The sequence below is a fragment of the Corynebacterium sp. HMSC05H05 genome, assembly GCF_001807265.1.
Lineage (GTDB): Bacteria > Actinomycetota > Actinomycetes > Mycobacteriales > Mycobacteriaceae > Corynebacterium.
The window spans coordinates 1-14,305 of the sequence record NZ_KV788372.1 but is presented as its reverse complement, the minus strand read 5'-3'; the positions used below and the strand labels follow the sequence as shown (position 1 = coordinate 14,305).

Sequence of the window (14,305 nt, the reverse complement as noted above, 5' to 3'; positions counted from 1 at the left end):
AGAGCCTCACACACAAACTTCCTGACACCCTCTGGTTCCGCGAGCTCGGGCTCAAACGCCAATTCGTTGTCCGAGGGGTTGCCGCGTCGCGGGATTCGCGCAAAGCCGTGCTCCTCGGGGAGTTCGCCGCGGCGCAGTGGGGCATGTGGTTTGTTGCGCCGAAAGACCATGACGTGCAGTTCGCGCTGCCCTCAGGCCACCTCCCACCAAAAAGCTCGCTCCCCGTCAGTACCAAGTTCAAGGCGTTCAAGACACCGCCCGCGGACACCGCGGAACTCGACGGCGTCCGCGTCACACACCCGCTGCGGACCTACGTCGATTTCTGCCGCATGCAAAAAGTCGTCAATGCTCGGCTCGCAATCGGGTGGCTGCTGCGCCACGGCTTCACGGCCGACGAAATCTCCGACTACGCCGACAGTTTCGACGGCTCAATTCACCCGCGGCGCAGGCGCCTCGCAGCCGTGTTGCCGTACCAGGTGCCACAACTGGAGACGTTTCCGTACCTGCTCGCGCATTCGCTTCTCGACGACTCCCGCGTCAGCGTCCGCACCCACTGCGAACTCGACCGCATGGGTTTTGCCACGTTGCTCGCCGGAAACGACTTGGTCATTCTCATCGACGAGGATCCCTACTGGCGCGCACTCGAATCCGAGCCTGATGGGCTCAGGCTTGCCCATAACCGACGTAAGCGTGAGCGCTGGGAGGCTGCCCGAGGGTTCCGGAAGTTGTACTTCACCGCGGAGGAGATTGAGGGCGCCCCAAACTCGTTCGTCAGCGAAGTGCTTGGCGCGACGCACCTCCGCGACCGGGGGCTGGTCTACTAGCCCGGCGTTATGCGCGCGCACCTCCAATATGCGCGTGGAGTTTTGTCGCTGAAAGCCTGAACTCGCTCCCAGATGGGACCGTGCTGTCCGCTACTTCCGCCCCACCTGCAACAGATTCGAGCCGGGAATTCAGGTTTATGCGAAAAACCTGAGTTCGCGGTCCTGCGCGCAGGCAAGTGGAGACGACCACCTGCGTGAATGCAACGCCGGATTCAGGTTTTCTCCGACACGACCCAATCCGACACCCCCTACCCCACCCATCCACGCCACCCCGAGCCGAGCGCCGAAGAATAAAACCCCCTGAGAAACACCTAGGAAAGTGTCGTGTGCCATAATCCCAACAACTGTGACACAGACCATGTGAAGCACGACACGATCGGAGAAGACCCATGAGCTCGCTCATCCTGGTGCTCATCGGCCTGGCGATGATGGCCGCCGGCTACCTGCTGTACTCCAAATTCCTGGGCAAACGCGTCTACCAACTCTCGGACGCGTACACCACCCCGGCGCACACGATGGAGGACGGCGTGGATTTCGTCCCCACGAACAAGTACGTGCTGTGGGGCCACCACTTCACCTCCGTGGCGGGCGCGGCACCGATCATCGGCCCTGCTGTCGCGGTGATTTGGGGCTGGGTGCCGGCGTTTCTGTGGGTCACGCTCGGCACTGTCTTCTTCGCGGGGATGCACGACTTGGGGGCGCTGTGGGCGTCGCAAAGGCATCGCGGACAGTCGATCGGCACGCTGTCCGGCCGCTACATCGGCGCGCGCGGGCGCAACCTGTTCCTCGTGGTGATTTTTCTGCTGCTGCTCATGGTCAACACGGCATTCGCGGTGGTCATCTCGAACCTGCTCATCTCCACGCCGACGGCGGTGATCCCCACGTGGGGCGCGATTCTCGTCGCGCTGTTGATCGGCCAGGCCATCTACCGCTTCAACTGGAACCTGCCACTGGTGTCCGTCGTGGGTGTCGCGGCGCTGTACGGTCTGATGATCCTGGGCGACCAGTTCCCGCTCGCCCTGCCGGAGACGATGCTGGGCATCCCGGACCGCGGCTGGTGGATCATCTTCCTGTTCACTTACGCGTTCGTCGCCTCGCTGCTGCCGGTGTGGGTGCTGCTGCAGCCGCGCGACTACATCAACGGCCTGCAGCTTTTCGTGGGCCTGATCATCCTCTACGGCTCGTTCTTCATCGTGCGGCCGGAGGTTGTGGCGCCCTCGCTTCGCGACGCCGTGCCCGACGGCACCCCCGGCATCTTCCCGCTGCTGTTTGTCACGATCGCCTGCGGCGCGATCTCGGGTTTCCACGGCGTCGTCGCCTCGGGCACGTCGTCGAAGCAGCTGGATAAGGAGACGGACGCGCGGTTCGTCGGCTACTTCGGCGCGGTCGGCGAGGGCCTGCTGGCGCTCGGCACGATCGTGGCCACCACCTCCGGCTTCAAGACGCTCGCGGACTGGGAGAACATCTACTCCGAGTGGAACGCCGGCGGCGTCGACGCGTTCATCCAAGGCGGCGGAGAGCTGATGAACACCGGCCTGGGCATCCCCACTTCCCTGTCCGCGACGATCCTGGCCACCATGGCCGTGCTGTTCGCCGCCACCACCATGGACTCCGGCATCCGCCTGCAGCGCCTCGTGGTCGCGGAGATGGCGGAGCTGGCCGGCGTGAAGCTCTCCGGCCTGGTGGCCACCGTCATTGCGGTCGGCTGCGCGATGGGCCTGACGTTCTCCATGGGTCTGGACGGCTCCGGCGGCATGCTGATCTGGCCGCTGTTCGGCACCACCAACCAGCTCATGGCGGGCCTGACGCTGGCGATCGTGGTGATCATCCTGACGCAGCTGCGCCGCCCGACCTGGCCGGTGCTGATCCCGCTGGTGTTCGTCACCGCGATGTCGCTGTGGGCGGCGGTGCTGCAGCTGCGCACGTTCCTCGAGGCGGGCAACTGGCTGCTGCTGGTGCTGGACGTGATCATCATCTGCTGCGCCATCTGGGTCATCGTGGAGGCGTTCACGGCGATTTCGAAGGCGCGCAAGGCACCGGCTGTGACCTGGCGCGACGATGAGACGATTCCGGGTGAATTGGCGGATGCGCGAACGTCTTAAAGCAATTGCTCGGGGCCTCGACGAGTTTTACAAGGCCCCGTACCGCCGCGAATTCGCCCGCGCCGCGCGCGAAGAGGACGACCTGTTCACCCTGCTAGTCGCCTCGGAGACGCTCGGCATCCCCAACCCCGCAAGCTTCTACACCCTCGAATTGATGCCATTGCTTTACGACGAATTCCACGCCTGGCACACCCGCATGGGCATGGAGCGATCCCCGCTGGACGGCGTGCGATGCTGCTAAAGCCCGCGCCCGTGATGTTCTTCGGCGGCAAAGGCGGGGTGGGCAAAACCACCGTCTCCGCAGCGTGCGCGGTACGCCTTGCCGAGGCCGGCCGGCGAGTGCTGTTGGTGTCCACCGACCCGGCGCACAACCTGGGCCACATCTGGGCCGCGAAGCTTTCCGACGAACCCACGCCCCTCGAGCCCAGCTTGGACGTGGTGGAGCTCGACCCCACCGCGACAACCGAGCGGCACCTCGCCGAGGTGGAGCGCTCCATGCGCGCGATGATGCCGGAGCGCATGCACCCCGAGATCCGCCGCCACCTGGACCTGGCGCGGCACTCGCCCGGCATGCATGAGGCGGCGATGCTGGAGGCGGTGGCGGAGCTCGTCGATAGGCCTGGCTACGACCACATCATCTTCGACACTGCCCCCTCCGGCCACACCTCCCGCCTGCTCGCGCTGCCGGAGCTGATGGCCGCGTACACCGGCGGGCTGATGCAGCGGCGCGAGCAGTCCGACAAGTTCTCCCGCGCCGTCCGCGGCCTCGGCGGCACGGCCGATGATCCAGTCGAGCGCCGCAACCAGGAAATCCGCGCCACACTGCTGCGCCGCCGCCGCAAATTCGAGCGCCTGCGCGACATCCTCACCGACCCCGCGGCCTGCGCGTTTCACATCGTGCTCACCGCGGAGCGCCTCCCGGTCCTCGAGAGCATCGAGCTTTACGACGATCTCACGTCCAACAGCATCCGCGTCCCGGGTCTGGTGGTCAACCGCCGCAGCCCCCTCGACGCCGGCGAGTTCATGGCCTCGCGCCGCGCCGTGGAAGACTCCGCGCTGAAGCTCCTCGACTCACGGCTTCCCGACGTCCCCCGCGTCGAGCTGCCCTGGCTCGCCGGCGAGATCGGCACCCGCGCCGCGCTCGCCGCCATCGCCGATCGATTGTAGACCACCGCGAACTGTGCTGCTCCCCCCTTCTCTCGGCTCGCTCCGGACTACGTGCGCCGGTTACATATATGCCGATTTGGTTCCGTCAACGAAAACCTGAATTCACGGTGGCGGCAACGGCGAAAGGTTGCCCTCGTCCAGCCTCTCCAGCACCACGAGATCACACGCGTTTCCGCGAATTCGGGTTTTCCTCGAAATCCTGAATTCGCGTCGTGCAAAGGTGAAGGCCAGGGCGCTGACCAGGCCGGATGCTCGGAGTTCTTGAGGAAGTGCGGCGTTAAGTTCAGGGTTTCGGTGACACTTGTCGGTGCGCTACACCCCTACATCCTCGAGTGGGGTGCGCCGGGGGCGGGGCGCAGCGGTTGCGGCGGCCGAGGCCGCGACCCAGCTGGCCCTAGAAGTACCCCTCGAAGGCGGCGGCCTTCTTCGCGGTGCGCTCGAGGCGCGACTCGGTCATGGACGCGATCTGGTCCACAATCACCCGCTCGCGCTCCAGGTCCGTCTCGGCGGCGGTGAACCACGCCTGGAACATCGTGTCCAAGCTGCCCGGCGCGCCCGCGCGGAGGTACTCGTGGACGCGGTAGATGCGGTCGCGCTGCCGGTCCTGGCGCGCCTGGTGGGACGGCTGGTCCATCACGTAGAGCACGGCGACGGTCTTGAGCAGGCGCACCTCGGCCTCCACGTCCGGCGGGACGACCAGGCGCCCGTGCTGGCGGCCCAAGCCGGGGCCAGGTGCGTCGGAGGCCGCAGCGCCAGAAGCGTCCATGAGGGCACGGTTGCCGTCGTCCTCGCGGGTGGCGCGGGTGACGGCGCCGACGTAGCGTCCCACCAGCTGCGACGTCAACGCCTTCAGGCCCGTCCACGCGCTAAGCGTGTAGTCGAACTCGGCAGCCGCGGCGATGGCGGGCAGGGAGCGCAACCTGTCGGCGGCGTCCACAAGAGAGTCGGCGTCGCCGCCGAACGCCGCCGCACCCTTCTCGGCCAAGGCGGCGAGCTCCACGAAGTCCCACAGCACCCGCAGGGAGACGCGCCCGGAGACGATGCCGTCCTCGACGTCGTGGACGGAGTAGGCGATGTCGTCGGAAAAGTCCATCACCTGCGCCTCCATCGGCGGCGCCCCATCGACGTGCCCCTCACGCAGCCACGCCAACACACCAGCGTCCTCGTCGTAGGCCGAGTACTTCCGGTTCACCGAACCGTCCGCGTTCGTGCGCGTCAGCGGGTACTTCACGGCCGCGTCCAACGATGCGCGGGTGAGGTTGAGGCCGAAGGACGTGCCGTCGATAAGCACTTTGGGCTCCAGGCGCGCAAGGATCCGCAACGTTTGCGCGTTGCCCTCGAAGCCGCACGGCGCGACCTCGTCGAGCGCGACTTCGCCGTTGTGGCCGTACGGCGGGTGCCCGATGTCGTGGGTGAGCCCGGCCATCTCGCACAGGTCGGGGTTGAGGCCCAGGCCCTCGCCGATGCCGCGCGAGATCTGCGCGACCTCCAGCGAGTGCGTCAGGCGCGTGCGCGGGGTGTCGCCGTCGCGCGGACCCACCACCTGGGTCTTGTCGGCGAGGCGCCGCAGCGCCGCGGAATGCAGCACGCGGGCGCGGTCGCGGGCGAAATCCCCGCGCGAATCCGGGGCGAGTTGCGCGCCCTTCGGCGCCTCGTCGGCGCGGCGCTGCGTATCGGCGGCGTTGTAAACGTACACGTCGCGCTACCCTAGTCGGCATGACTAGCCGTTACTTGCGCATCCTCGCCGTGTCTGGCGGCCTTTTTGCCGCCGCCGCACCCAGCTTTGCGACGGAAGCTCCGCCCACCCTCATTCAGGCCCAAGCCGCCGCCACCAAGGCATCCCTCGAGCCGGGTCGGCTGACAAAGCCGGTGACCGACGACGCCGCAGTGCTCTCCGCCGGCGAACTGGCCGAGATCGAAGGCGCGATCCAGGAGGTCAGCAAGTCCCAGGGCAAGTCCGTGCGCGTGGTGTTCCTGCGCTCCTTCGGGCAGTACACCCCGCCCGAATGGGTGGACAAGGCCGTCGCGGCGAACGGCTCCAACACCGCCGTGCTGGCCATCTCGCCGGACGAGCGGCTGTATAACGTCGGCGGCGGCGAGGAGTGGACGCAGTCCGAGATCGACCGCATGAACGACGCCGCGTATGCGCAGCTGTCCGAGATGAACTGGTCTTCGGCCGCGTTGAATGCGGTGAATGCGGTGGCGGGCGGGAGCTCGTCGTCAGGCGACGGCGCAGGCTGGCTCGCAGGTGGCCTGGGTGTCGCGGCGCTGGCGGGCGGCGGCGTGTACGCGGCGACGCGCAAGGGCACGAAGAAGCAGCAAGCCAAGCAGATCGAGTCCGCGAAGGCGCTGGACCCAGCGGACACCGACTCGCTGGGGCGCCTGCCCACGCCGACGCTGGAGGAGGTCGCGCGCGACGCGCTGGTCTCCGCCGACGACTCGATCACCCAGGGCAAACAGGAGCTCGAGCTGGCCACCTCCGAGTTCGGCGCGGACCGGGTGCGCCCGTTCACCTCCGCGATGAACGAGGCCACCACCACCCTGCAGCGCGCGTTTGCCACGCACCAAAAGCTTTACGACGCCATCCCAGAAACCGAGCCCGAAAAACGCGCGATGCTGGTGGACATCATCTCGTCTGCGGGCCGCGCCGAGCAGGCGCTTCGCGACAAGACCACCGAGTTCAACGAGATGCGCGGCGTGCTCATGCGCGCGCCCGAAGAGGTGGAGAAGGTGCTTGCGCGCACCGTGGACATCCGGGCGCGCCTGGAGCCCGCCCGTGCGACGCTGGCGCAGCTGCAGGGCGAGTACCCGGCGCAGATTTTGGAGTCCATCGTGGACAACGTGGACCTCGCCGAGGCGTCGTTGGACGAGGCCGAAAAGGCCCTCGGCGAGGCGCGGACTTTGGCGGACCAGCCGGCCGGGCGCCAGGGCGCGCTGTTGGACACGCTGGCCGCCGCCACCCGCGCCGTCAACGTCTCCGACACCAACCTCGCCGCCATCGAGCACGCCGAGGACAACATCCGCGCCGCGAAGGCCAACCTGCCCGCGCTCATCGAGGAGATCCGCGGCGAGCTGCGCGAAATCGAGCAGGTCAAGGGTGCTCGTGCGCAGGGCGCGCCTATCGACGTCGCTTCGCTCGACACCGTCTCCTCCAAGGCCCAACGCATGCTGAGCGAGATCGGCGACCGCGACGAGACCGACCCGCTGGCCCTCTACCAGGAGCTAACCAGCATGGACGCCGAAATCGACGCCGCGCTGGATCGCGCCAAGGGCATCGCCGGCGACCAGTCCCGCGCGCTGCAGCTTTTCGACCAGCAAATGCAAGTCGCCGGCGCCCAAATCCAGCGCGCCGAAGACCTGATCCTCTCGCGCGGGCGCATCATCGGCTCGCACGCGCGCACCCTGCTGGCGGAGGCGAAGCGCCAGTACGCGCAGGCCCACCAGCTACGCGTGCGCGACACCCGCGCCGGCATCGACGCCGCGCGCGCCGCAACCGACACCGCGCGCCGAGCCGAGGCCGCCGCGAACGACGACCTGCGCCGCTACCAGGCACAGCGCAACCGCCAGACCGCCGATTCGCTGGCCAGCGCCGTGTTGTGGGGTTCGGTGCTCTCCGGCGGCTTCGGCGGAGGCGGAGGCTTCGGTGGCGGGGGCGGCGGTGGCTTCGGCGGGGGCGGAGGCGGCGGCTTCTCTGGCGGGCGCCCCTCCAACCGCGGCGGCACCTTCTAGGACAAACCCAGAGCAACAAACCCAGAGTATGGCCCAAAAGCGGGCATACTCAGGAGGGCTTGCTCAGGGTTTGCGGGAATACGCGGCGGCGTTGCGCGGGCGCTCAGTAGCGCGTGCGGCGTGCGGGCGCGTCGACGAAGGTCAGCGCCCAGGACATGAACGCGAGGTCAACGAGCTGGATCTCGTCGAACCCGTCGGCGCGAAGCGTCGGCTCCGCCACGTCGACGCCGAGCTCGCCGGACGGGAAGCCCCGGGTGACGGCGATGAGCTCGCCGGCGCCGTCGCGGATTTCGCGCTTCGGGGTGATCGCGCCCGACAGCAGGTCGAAGCCCGCGCGTTTCAGGGTGTAGCGGCGGCCAGCGCAATCCGCGGCGTAGCGCGACACCGTGAACCCGGCTTTGCGCAGCAGGTACTCTTCGTTCATCGCAACGTCGAAGGCGCGGAACTTCACCGGATTATCGGACGTGACGCGCAAAACGGTCTCGCCCACCGTGATCGTGTCGGGGGTGGATTCGGCGATGGACCTTTGGTCGTCGATAAGCGAGGCTCCCTGCCAAATCACAGCACAGCCACCACCACAACAAACAGCGACAAAAACACCAGCGTGGCAATCAACGCGGTGGAATTAGCCATCTTGCGCGCCTCCAGCACGCTGCGCGTCAGCCACGCCAGGCCCGCGACATGCACGGGCGGCAACTGCGTCTCCCCCTCGAACTCGAGGATGGCCTTGCGCACCCCGTTGTGGTCCTGGGTGAACTGGGCGACCTTCTCGCCGTCCGGGCCCTCGACCACCCAGTTCTTGGACGTCTCCGGGATCAGCGCGTACGGGGTGCCGCCCACAACCGCGTCGATGCGCTTCGCGCGCTTCAAACTGTCTGAGGTGCGCACGATCTCCTCACCGCCGCACGTGGCCAGCGCGCCCGACTCGGCGTGCGCCGTCAGATCCCAGCTCTGGCCGCACACAATCGCGCGGTCGTGCTCGAACACGCCGAGGACGTCCGGGCCGTCCTCCGCCAAAAGCTTCGGCGCGTCCCGGTTCGAGCGGTCCCAGCTCACATAATGCATGAGCGAGAATCTAGCAGCCGATCAGGCGGGCGGCCAGGTACGACTCCAGCTCCGCCAGCGGCACGCGCTCCTGCTCCATCGTGTCGCGCTCGCGCACGGTGACGGCCTGGTCTTCCAGGGTGTCAAAGTCGTAGGTGACGCAGAACGGGGTGCCCGTCTCATCCTGGCGACGGTAGCGGCGGCCGATCGCGCCGGAGGTATCGTAGTCGACGTTCCAGTGCTGGCGCAGCTTCGCGGCGAGCTCCTCGGCCGGGCCGGACAGCTCCGGCTTCTTCGACAGCGGCAGCACGGCCACCTTCACCGGCGCAAGGCGGCGGTCCAGGCGCAGCACCACGCGGGTGTCGGTGCCGCCCTTTGCGTTGGGGGCCTCCTCCTCGTCGTAGGCGTCGATGAGGAAGGCCATCATGGCGCGGCCGAGACCCGCGGCCGGCTCGATGCAGTACGGGATCCAGCGCTCGTTGTTCTCCTGGTCGAAGTAGCTCAGGTCCTCGCCGGAGGCCTCGGCGTGGGTGCGCAGGTCGTAGTCGGTGCGGTTGGCCACGCCCTCGAGCTCGCCCCACTTGGAGCCGGTGAAGCCGAAGGCGTACTCGATGTCCACGGTGCGCTTGGAGTAGTGGGAAAGCTTTTCTTCCGGGTGCTCGTAGAGGCGCAGGTTGTCCGGGTTGATGCCCAGGTCGACGTACCAGTTGTAGCGGTTGTCAATCCAGTACTCGTGCCACTTCTCGTCCTCGCCGGGCTTGACAAAGAACTCCATCTCCATCTGCTCGAACTCGCGGGTGCGGAAGATGAAGTTGCCCGGGGTGATCTCGTTGCGGAAGCTCTTGCCGGTGTTCGCGATGCCGAACGGGGGCTTCATGCGTGACGACGTCATCACGTTCTTGAAGTTCACGAAGATGCCCTGCGCGGTCTCCGGGCGCAGGTAGTGCAGGCCTTCCTTGTCGTCAACCGGGCCCAGGTAGGTCTTCATCAAACCGGAGAATGCCTTCGGCTCGGTCCAGTTGCCGGGCTGGCCGGTTTCCGGGTCGTTGATGTCCGCCAGGCCGTTTGCCGGCGGGTGGCCGTGCTTTTCCTCGTAGGCTTCCAGCAGGTGGTCGGCGCGGTAGCGCTTGTGGGTGTACAGCGACTCAACGAGCGGGTCGGTGAACACTTCGACGTGGCCGGAGGCTTCCCACACGCGCGTGGGCAGGATGACGGAGGTGTCAACGCCGACGGTGTCGCGGCGGGATTGCACCATGTGCTTCCACCACTGGCGCTTGAGGTTTTCTTTCAGTTCCACGCCGAGCGGGCCGTAGTCCCACGCGGAGCGGGTTCCGCCGTAGATCTCGCCGGCCGGGTACACCAGTCCGCGGCGCTTGCACAGGTTAACGACGGTCTCAATCTTTGATGCGGGCATCAACATCTCCTGGTGGGAAAGTGCGTGCAAATTACGGTCAACAGCATAGCCCGCCTTACGACGCCTCCGGTTACCCGCCCAGTTTGGACATAAGTCCCACTCTGTTGGGGCGTTCTTGTATTCTGAAAAACAACTGTTTCCCATTGGTGCTGAGGAAAGGGGACGCCGTGAGCGAACGCTTCCCGTTGGCGGACCTTCCAAAGCTGGCGGATGAGGATATAGACCGCACCGCTGCGCTTGTGAAAGTGTTGGACTCGAAGACCCGCCTGGAGATTCTCCTGCTGCTGGCCGAGGAGGAGATGGTCGTCCATCAGCTGGTCACCGAGTTGAACAAGTCGCAGCCGCTGATTTCCCAGCATTTGCGGGTGCTGCGTTCGGCGGGGTTGGTGTCGTCGTCGCGCAAGGGCCGCGAGGTGCTCTACGCGCTGGCCCAGCCGGACATCATCGGCATCATCCACGAGTTGGCATCGCTGGAAACGCTCACCGAGGCCCAGGACGAGCTGGCCGAGCTGCGCAAGCGCAAGCGCGGGCAGTCTCACCAGAGCGCGGGCGGCTCCATCGGCGCGGCGATCATCGACCCGCCGGCGGACGTGCGCCCCGCAGCGGATCCTGGCCTGGCGCCACAGACGCCAAAACCTGTCCGGGACTAGGTAGACTGCAATGGTATGACGCAAACGAACCGCCGAGGGCAATCGCGCCCCGTGCCCAAGCTGGGCCCGCGAATGACGCGCCAGCGCGCCGCCGTCGTGGAGACGCTGCGGGGGCTGGACAAGTTCGCGTCTGCGAAAACCATCCATGAGCAATTGCTTGCCGACGGCGCGTCCGTCGGCCTCACCACCGTCTACCGCACCCTGCAATCGCTCGCCGATGTCAAAGCCGTGGACGTGCTGCAGTCCCCCGACGGCGAAACCCTCTACCGGGATTGCCTGTCCGGCCACCACCATCACCACCTGGTGTGCACCGAGTGCGGCCGCAGCGAGGAAATCGAGGGCGGGCCCGTGGAGAAGTGGGCCGAGGTCGTCGCCTCGCACTACGGCTACGAGTTGGTCGGCCACGACGCCGAAATCTACGGCGTGTGCCGCGCCTGCCAGGCCAGGCGCTAGCTATCGAATTTGTCCACCGCACCGCCGAAGCGGCGGTCGCGCTTGGCGTACTCGATCACCGCGTCCCAGAGGTCTTGTTTGGTGAAGTCCGGGAACAGCACGTCCTGGTACACCATCTCCGCGTACGCGGACTGCCAGATGAGGAAGTTCGACGTGCGCTGCTCGCCCGACGGGCGCAAAAACAGGTCCACATCCGGCATGTCCGCGCGGTACAGGTAGCGGGCGATGGTTTTTTCGTCGACGGTGGACACTTGAGCGTCGATAAGCTTCTGCACCGCATCCGCGATCTCCGCGCGCCCGCCGTAATTGACGCACATAGCAAGCGTCAGACCGGTGTTGTGTTTGGTCAGCTCCTCGGCGACCTCGAGCTCCTCGATGACGCTGCCCCACAGCTTCGGACGGCGCCCGCACCACACCACGCGCACGTTCTTGGCGTGCAGCTCATCGCGCTGGCGGCGCAGCACCTCGCGCGTGAAGTTCATGAGAAAGTGCACCTCGGAAGGGCTGCGCTTCCAGTTCTCCGTGGAAAACGCGTACGCCGAGAGCCACTCCACGCCGCCGAGCTCGATGCACGCGTCGACGGCGTCCATGAGCTTCTCCTCGCCCACCTTGTGGCCCTCGGTGCGCTTCAGGCCGCGGCTTTGCGCCCAACGGCCGTTGCCGTCCATCACCAGCGCGATGTGCTTCGGGATGAACTTTGTGTCAATCTTCGGTGCGCCCATGGGCGTCAATTATGCCTGCTCCATAATCTTGAAGCTTTTCAGCCCGGCTTCCAGGTTGAATTGCAGGTGCGCCACCGTTGCGCGGTGAATCTGCGCCACGCGTATCGACGGCACTTCGCTGCCCCTCTCCATCAGCCACATCTCGTGCAACGTCTCGGGGTGGACGTGCATGGACCCCGGCGGGCGGCAGTTGTTGCACACCGCCCCGCCGACGGTGGCGTTGAACGCCTTGTGCGGGCCGGGCGCGCCGCAGTTCGCGCAGTTGAACAGGCTTAGCCCCCAGCCGGCGTGCTCGGTGGCCTGGAGGATGAACGCGTCGAGGACCATCGTGGGGTGCTGCTCCGTCTGCAGGTTGCGCAGCGTGTCCTGGACCAGAGCGAACAGGGTGGGGTCCGCTTCTTCGAAACTGAGCTTTTCCGCCGTTTCCATCACCGCGCAGGCGGCGGCGTAGCGGTCGAAGTCGTCGATGATGCGGGCACCGAAGTAGGTGACGGTGTCGGCGGATGCGATCGTCGAGAGGCCTCGGCCCGGGTAAATCAGCGCGTCGACCTCCACGAACGGCTGCAGGCGGGAGCCGAAGCGGCTCTTCGCCTTGCGCACCCCCTTGGCCACGCCGCGGACCAGGCCGTGGTTCTTGGTAAGCAGGACCACCACCCGGTCCGCCTCCCCGAAGTCGTAGGTCCGCACGACGAACGCGCGGTCGCGCCAGTTCGGGCGCGCGGCCTTAGAAGCCAAGCCGGCCCAGCGCCTTCGGGTCCTGCTGCCAGTTCTTCAGCACCTTCACGCGCACGTCCAGGTACACGTTCTGCCCGGTCAGCTCGATGATCTGCTTGCGCGCCCGGTGCACGATACCGCTGAGGCGCCGCCCGTCCGGGCCCTCGATGATGCGTTTCTGGCCCGGGCGCTCCAGGTAGAGCACGGCGTAAATTTTGACGCGGCGGTCCTCCTGGATCATTTCGTCGATTTGGACGGCGACGGAGTGTGGCAGCTCGTCGCGAAGCCCCTGCAGCGCCTCCTCGCGGATGAGCTCCGCGATGCGCGTCTCCATGTCCTCGTCGGTGGTGTGGTCCTCGGGGTAGAAACGGGGGCCTTGCGGGAGCTTATCGACGAGCACGTCAAGCAGCGTATCCACCTGAACCTGCTGCGTGGCCGACACCGGCACCAGCTCCGCGTCTGGGCCGAGCAGCTCGTGCAGCTCCAGCAGGCGCTCGCCGACGGTGTCCTTGCTGGCCTTGTCCAGCTTGGTCACGATGCCCACGATCGGCGTGTTCGGCTTGGTTTCGCGGATCTGCTCCAGGATGTAGCGGTCGCCGGGGCCGATCTTCTCGTCCGCGGGCACCGTGAAACCGATGACGTCCACGTCGGCGAAGGTGTCCTTGACCACGTCGTTGAGACGCTCGCCGAGCAGCGTGCGCGGGCGGTGGATGCCCGGGGTGTCCACGACGATGACCTGCGCGTCGGGGCGGTTGATCACGCCGCGGATCGGGTGGCGGGTGGTTTCCGGCTGGTCCGCCATGATCGCGATCTTCTCCCCCACCAGCGCGTTCGTCAGCGTGGACTTGCCGGTGTTCGGGCGGCCCACAAAACTGACGAACCCCGACCTGAAGCCCTCCGGGGTGTCAGTGAAGCCGCCGGCGTCGGCGCGCTCGAAATCGTTCGCGCTGGCCTCACGCGGCAGATCGTCCGGGAAATCGGGGAAGTCGTTCATGGCCTGGGATTCTACCTGTCAACCCTTGGGTGGTTGAGCTGTGGACAACCGGTTCCTTTTGTTGACGCTTCAACGCGGTTATCCACAGATTTTGATTTGGGTCTGGTGTTGGGGGTTGCGCTGGCTTAGCTTCTGCAGCCATGAACTTCACCGACTTTGTCTCCGCAGGCGTCTCGGTCCTCGCCGACTTCGACCGCGACACCGCCATGGCCGCTGGCCTATCCACCAGCCGGGTGCGCGATTTGGCGCGGGTGCACCACACCTACTTTGGCCCGACCCGGTTCACCCGCAAACAACACGACGCCCTCGAAGCAGCGCACGGTGTGCCCATCGACCAACTCGTGCACATCGAGAAGAAGCTCCTCGCCGTCGAAGGCGCCGCCGAACGCTGGCGCATTAGGTTGGATTTGGTGCGCCACCGCGGCTCCTATCGGGCCTTAACCAAACGCATCAACCGGCTAATCAAACAGCCTGTTAAACCCGCCCCACCCT

The 14,305-nt window shown here is 66.5% G+C and carries 14 protein-coding genes and 1 pseudogene; 8 read left to right on the top strand and 7 right to left on the bottom strand.

The window, feature by feature from the left end; genetic code table 11:
- The 4 genes from HMPREF3151_RS11955 to HMPREF3151_RS02475 all read left to right on the top strand — a co-directional run.
- On the top strand, window positions 1-824 hold an 824-nt coding region (locus HMPREF3151_RS11955; protein ID WP_070473130.1), incomplete at its 5' end, for a hypothetical protein.
- A gap of 389 nt (window positions 825-1,213) precedes the next feature.
- On the top strand, window positions 1,214-2,926 hold the full coding sequence (locus HMPREF3151_RS02485; RefSeq protein WP_070473127.1) for a carbon starvation CstA family protein: 1,713 nt from the start codon (window positions 1,214-1,216) through the stop codon (window positions 2,924-2,926).
- Window positions 2,910-3,167, top strand: a complete 258-nt coding sequence (locus tag HMPREF3151_RS02480; RefSeq protein ID WP_034998339.1) for a cory-CC-star protein — start codon at window positions 2,910-2,912, stop codon at window positions 3,165-3,167. Before HMPREF3151_RS02485 ends, HMPREF3151_RS02480 begins: the two co-directional genes overlap by 17 nt.
- Window positions 3,158-4,093: an ArsA family ATPase gene (locus HMPREF3151_RS02475; protein ID WP_070473124.1), complete on the top strand. Its 936-nt coding sequence runs from the start codon at window positions 3,158-3,160 to the stop codon at window positions 4,091-4,093. The genes HMPREF3151_RS02480 and HMPREF3151_RS02475 overlap by 10 nt, the downstream gene beginning before the upstream one ends.
- Window positions 4,094-4,487: 394 nt before the next feature.
- On the opposite strand, the gene HMPREF3151_RS02470 is transcribed toward HMPREF3151_RS02475, so the two are convergent.
- Window positions 4,488-5,789, bottom strand: coding sequence for a deoxyguanosinetriphosphate triphosphohydrolase (locus tag HMPREF3151_RS02470; protein ID WP_070473121.1), 1,302 nt, complete (start codon window positions 5,787-5,789; stop codon window positions 4,488-4,490).
- Between the two features lie 20 nt (window positions 5,790-5,809).
- Between HMPREF3151_RS02470 and HMPREF3151_RS02465 the strand changes: the two genes are divergently transcribed.
- Complete coding sequence (locus tag HMPREF3151_RS02465; protein WP_070473118.1) at window positions 5,810-7,822, top strand: TPM domain-containing protein; 2,013 nt, start codon at window positions 5,810-5,812, stop codon at window positions 7,820-7,822.
- A 103-nt stretch (window positions 7,823-7,925) separates the two neighbouring features.
- On the opposite strand, the gene HMPREF3151_RS02460 is transcribed toward HMPREF3151_RS02465, so the two are convergent.
- The 3 genes from HMPREF3151_RS02460 to HMPREF3151_RS02450 are packed head-to-tail and all read right to left on the bottom strand — an operon-like array spanning window position 7,926 to window position 10,280.
- Window positions 7,926-8,384: a hypothetical protein gene (locus HMPREF3151_RS02460; protein ID WP_070473114.1), complete on the bottom strand. Its 459-nt coding sequence runs from the start codon at window positions 8,382-8,384 to the stop codon at window positions 7,926-7,928.
- On the bottom strand, window positions 8,381-8,887 hold the full coding sequence (locus HMPREF3151_RS02455; protein ID WP_070473111.1) for a hypothetical protein: 507 nt from the start codon (window positions 8,885-8,887) through the stop codon (window positions 8,381-8,383). Before HMPREF3151_RS02455 ends, HMPREF3151_RS02460 begins: the two co-directional genes overlap by 4 nt.
- Before the next feature lie 10 nt (window positions 8,888-8,897).
- Window positions 8,898-10,280 (bottom strand): glycine--tRNA ligase, encoded by a 1,383-nt coding sequence (locus HMPREF3151_RS02450; protein WP_070473108.1) that lies wholly within the window; start codon window positions 10,278-10,280, stop codon window positions 8,898-8,900.
- Between the two features lie 167 nt (window positions 10,281-10,447).
- Between HMPREF3151_RS02450 and HMPREF3151_RS11750 the strand changes: the two genes are divergently transcribed.
- Both HMPREF3151_RS11750 and HMPREF3151_RS02440 read left to right on the top strand, forming a co-directional pair.
- Window positions 10,448-10,930, top strand: coding sequence for an ArsR/SmtB family transcription factor (locus HMPREF3151_RS11750; protein ID WP_246815178.1), 483 nt, complete (start codon window positions 10,448-10,450; stop codon window positions 10,928-10,930).
- 15 nt (window positions 10,931-10,945) lie between these two features.
- Window positions 10,946-11,383: a Fur family transcriptional regulator gene (locus HMPREF3151_RS02440; protein WP_070473105.1), complete on the top strand. Its 438-nt coding sequence runs from the start codon at window positions 10,946-10,948 to the stop codon at window positions 11,381-11,383.
- On the opposite strand, the gene HMPREF3151_RS02435 is transcribed toward HMPREF3151_RS02440, so the two are convergent.
- The 3 genes from HMPREF3151_RS02435 to era are packed head-to-tail and all read right to left on the bottom strand — an operon-like array spanning window position 11,380 to window position 13,813.
- Complete coding sequence (locus HMPREF3151_RS02435) at window positions 11,380-12,105, bottom strand: isoprenyl transferase (protein ID WP_070473102.1); 726 nt, start codon at window positions 12,103-12,105, stop codon at window positions 11,380-11,382. The two genes, HMPREF3151_RS02440 and HMPREF3151_RS02435, sit on opposite strands and share 4 nt — an antisense overlap.
- Before the next feature lie 9 nt (window positions 12,106-12,114).
- On the bottom strand, window positions 12,115-12,840 hold the full coding sequence (recO, locus tag HMPREF3151_RS02430; protein ID WP_070473099.1) for a DNA repair protein RecO: 726 nt from the start codon (window positions 12,838-12,840) through the stop codon (window positions 12,115-12,117).
- Window positions 12,830-13,813, bottom strand: coding sequence for a GTPase Era (gene era / locus HMPREF3151_RS02425; RefSeq protein WP_083290140.1), 984 nt, complete (start codon window positions 13,811-13,813; stop codon window positions 12,830-12,832). The genes recO and era overlap by 11 nt, the downstream gene beginning before the upstream one ends.
- A gap of 140 nt (window positions 13,814-13,953) precedes the next feature.
- On the opposite strand from era, the pseudogene HMPREF3151_RS02420 reads away from it, so the two are divergent.
- A pseudogene (locus HMPREF3151_RS02420) lies at window positions 13,954-14,305 on the top strand (hypothetical protein); the annotation flags it as partial.

What these genes read in the sequence shown, in the direction of transcription:
- HMPREF3151_RS02465 (WP_070473118.1), top strand. Translation starts at nt 5,810, where the DNA reads ATGACTAGCCGTTACTTGCGCATCCTCGCCGTGTCTGGCGGCCTTTTT.
- HMPREF3151_RS02475 (WP_070473124.1), top strand. Translation starts at nt 3,158, where the DNA reads ATGCTGCTAAAGCCCGCGCCCGTGATGTTCTTCGGCGGCAAAGGCGGG.
- HMPREF3151_RS02480 (WP_034998339.1), top strand. Translation starts at nt 2,910, where the DNA reads ATGCGCGAACGTCTTAAAGCAATTGCTCGGGGCCTCGACGAGTTTTAC.
- HMPREF3151_RS02485 (WP_070473127.1), top strand. Translation starts at nt 1,214, where the DNA reads ATGAGCTCGCTCATCCTGGTGCTCATCGGCCTGGCGATGATGGCCGCC.
- HMPREF3151_RS02455 (WP_070473111.1), bottom strand. Translation starts at nt 8,887, where the DNA reads ATGCATTATGTGAGCTGGGACCGCTCGAACCGGGACGCGCCGAAGCTT.
- HMPREF3151_RS02450 (WP_070473108.1), bottom strand. Translation starts at nt 10,280, where the DNA reads ATGCCCGCATCAAAGATTGAGACCGTCGTTAACCTGTGCAAGCGCCGC.
- era (WP_083290140.1), bottom strand. Translation starts at nt 13,813, where the DNA reads ATGAACGACTTCCCCGATTTCCCGGACGATCTGCCGCGTGAGGCCAGC.
- HMPREF3151_RS02435 (WP_070473102.1), bottom strand. Translation starts at nt 12,105, where the DNA reads ATGGGCGCACCGAAGATTGACACAAAGTTCATCCCGAAGCACATCGCG.
- HMPREF3151_RS02440 (WP_070473105.1), top strand. Translation starts at nt 10,946, where the DNA reads ATGACGCAAACGAACCGCCGAGGGCAATCGCGCCCCGTGCCCAAGCTG.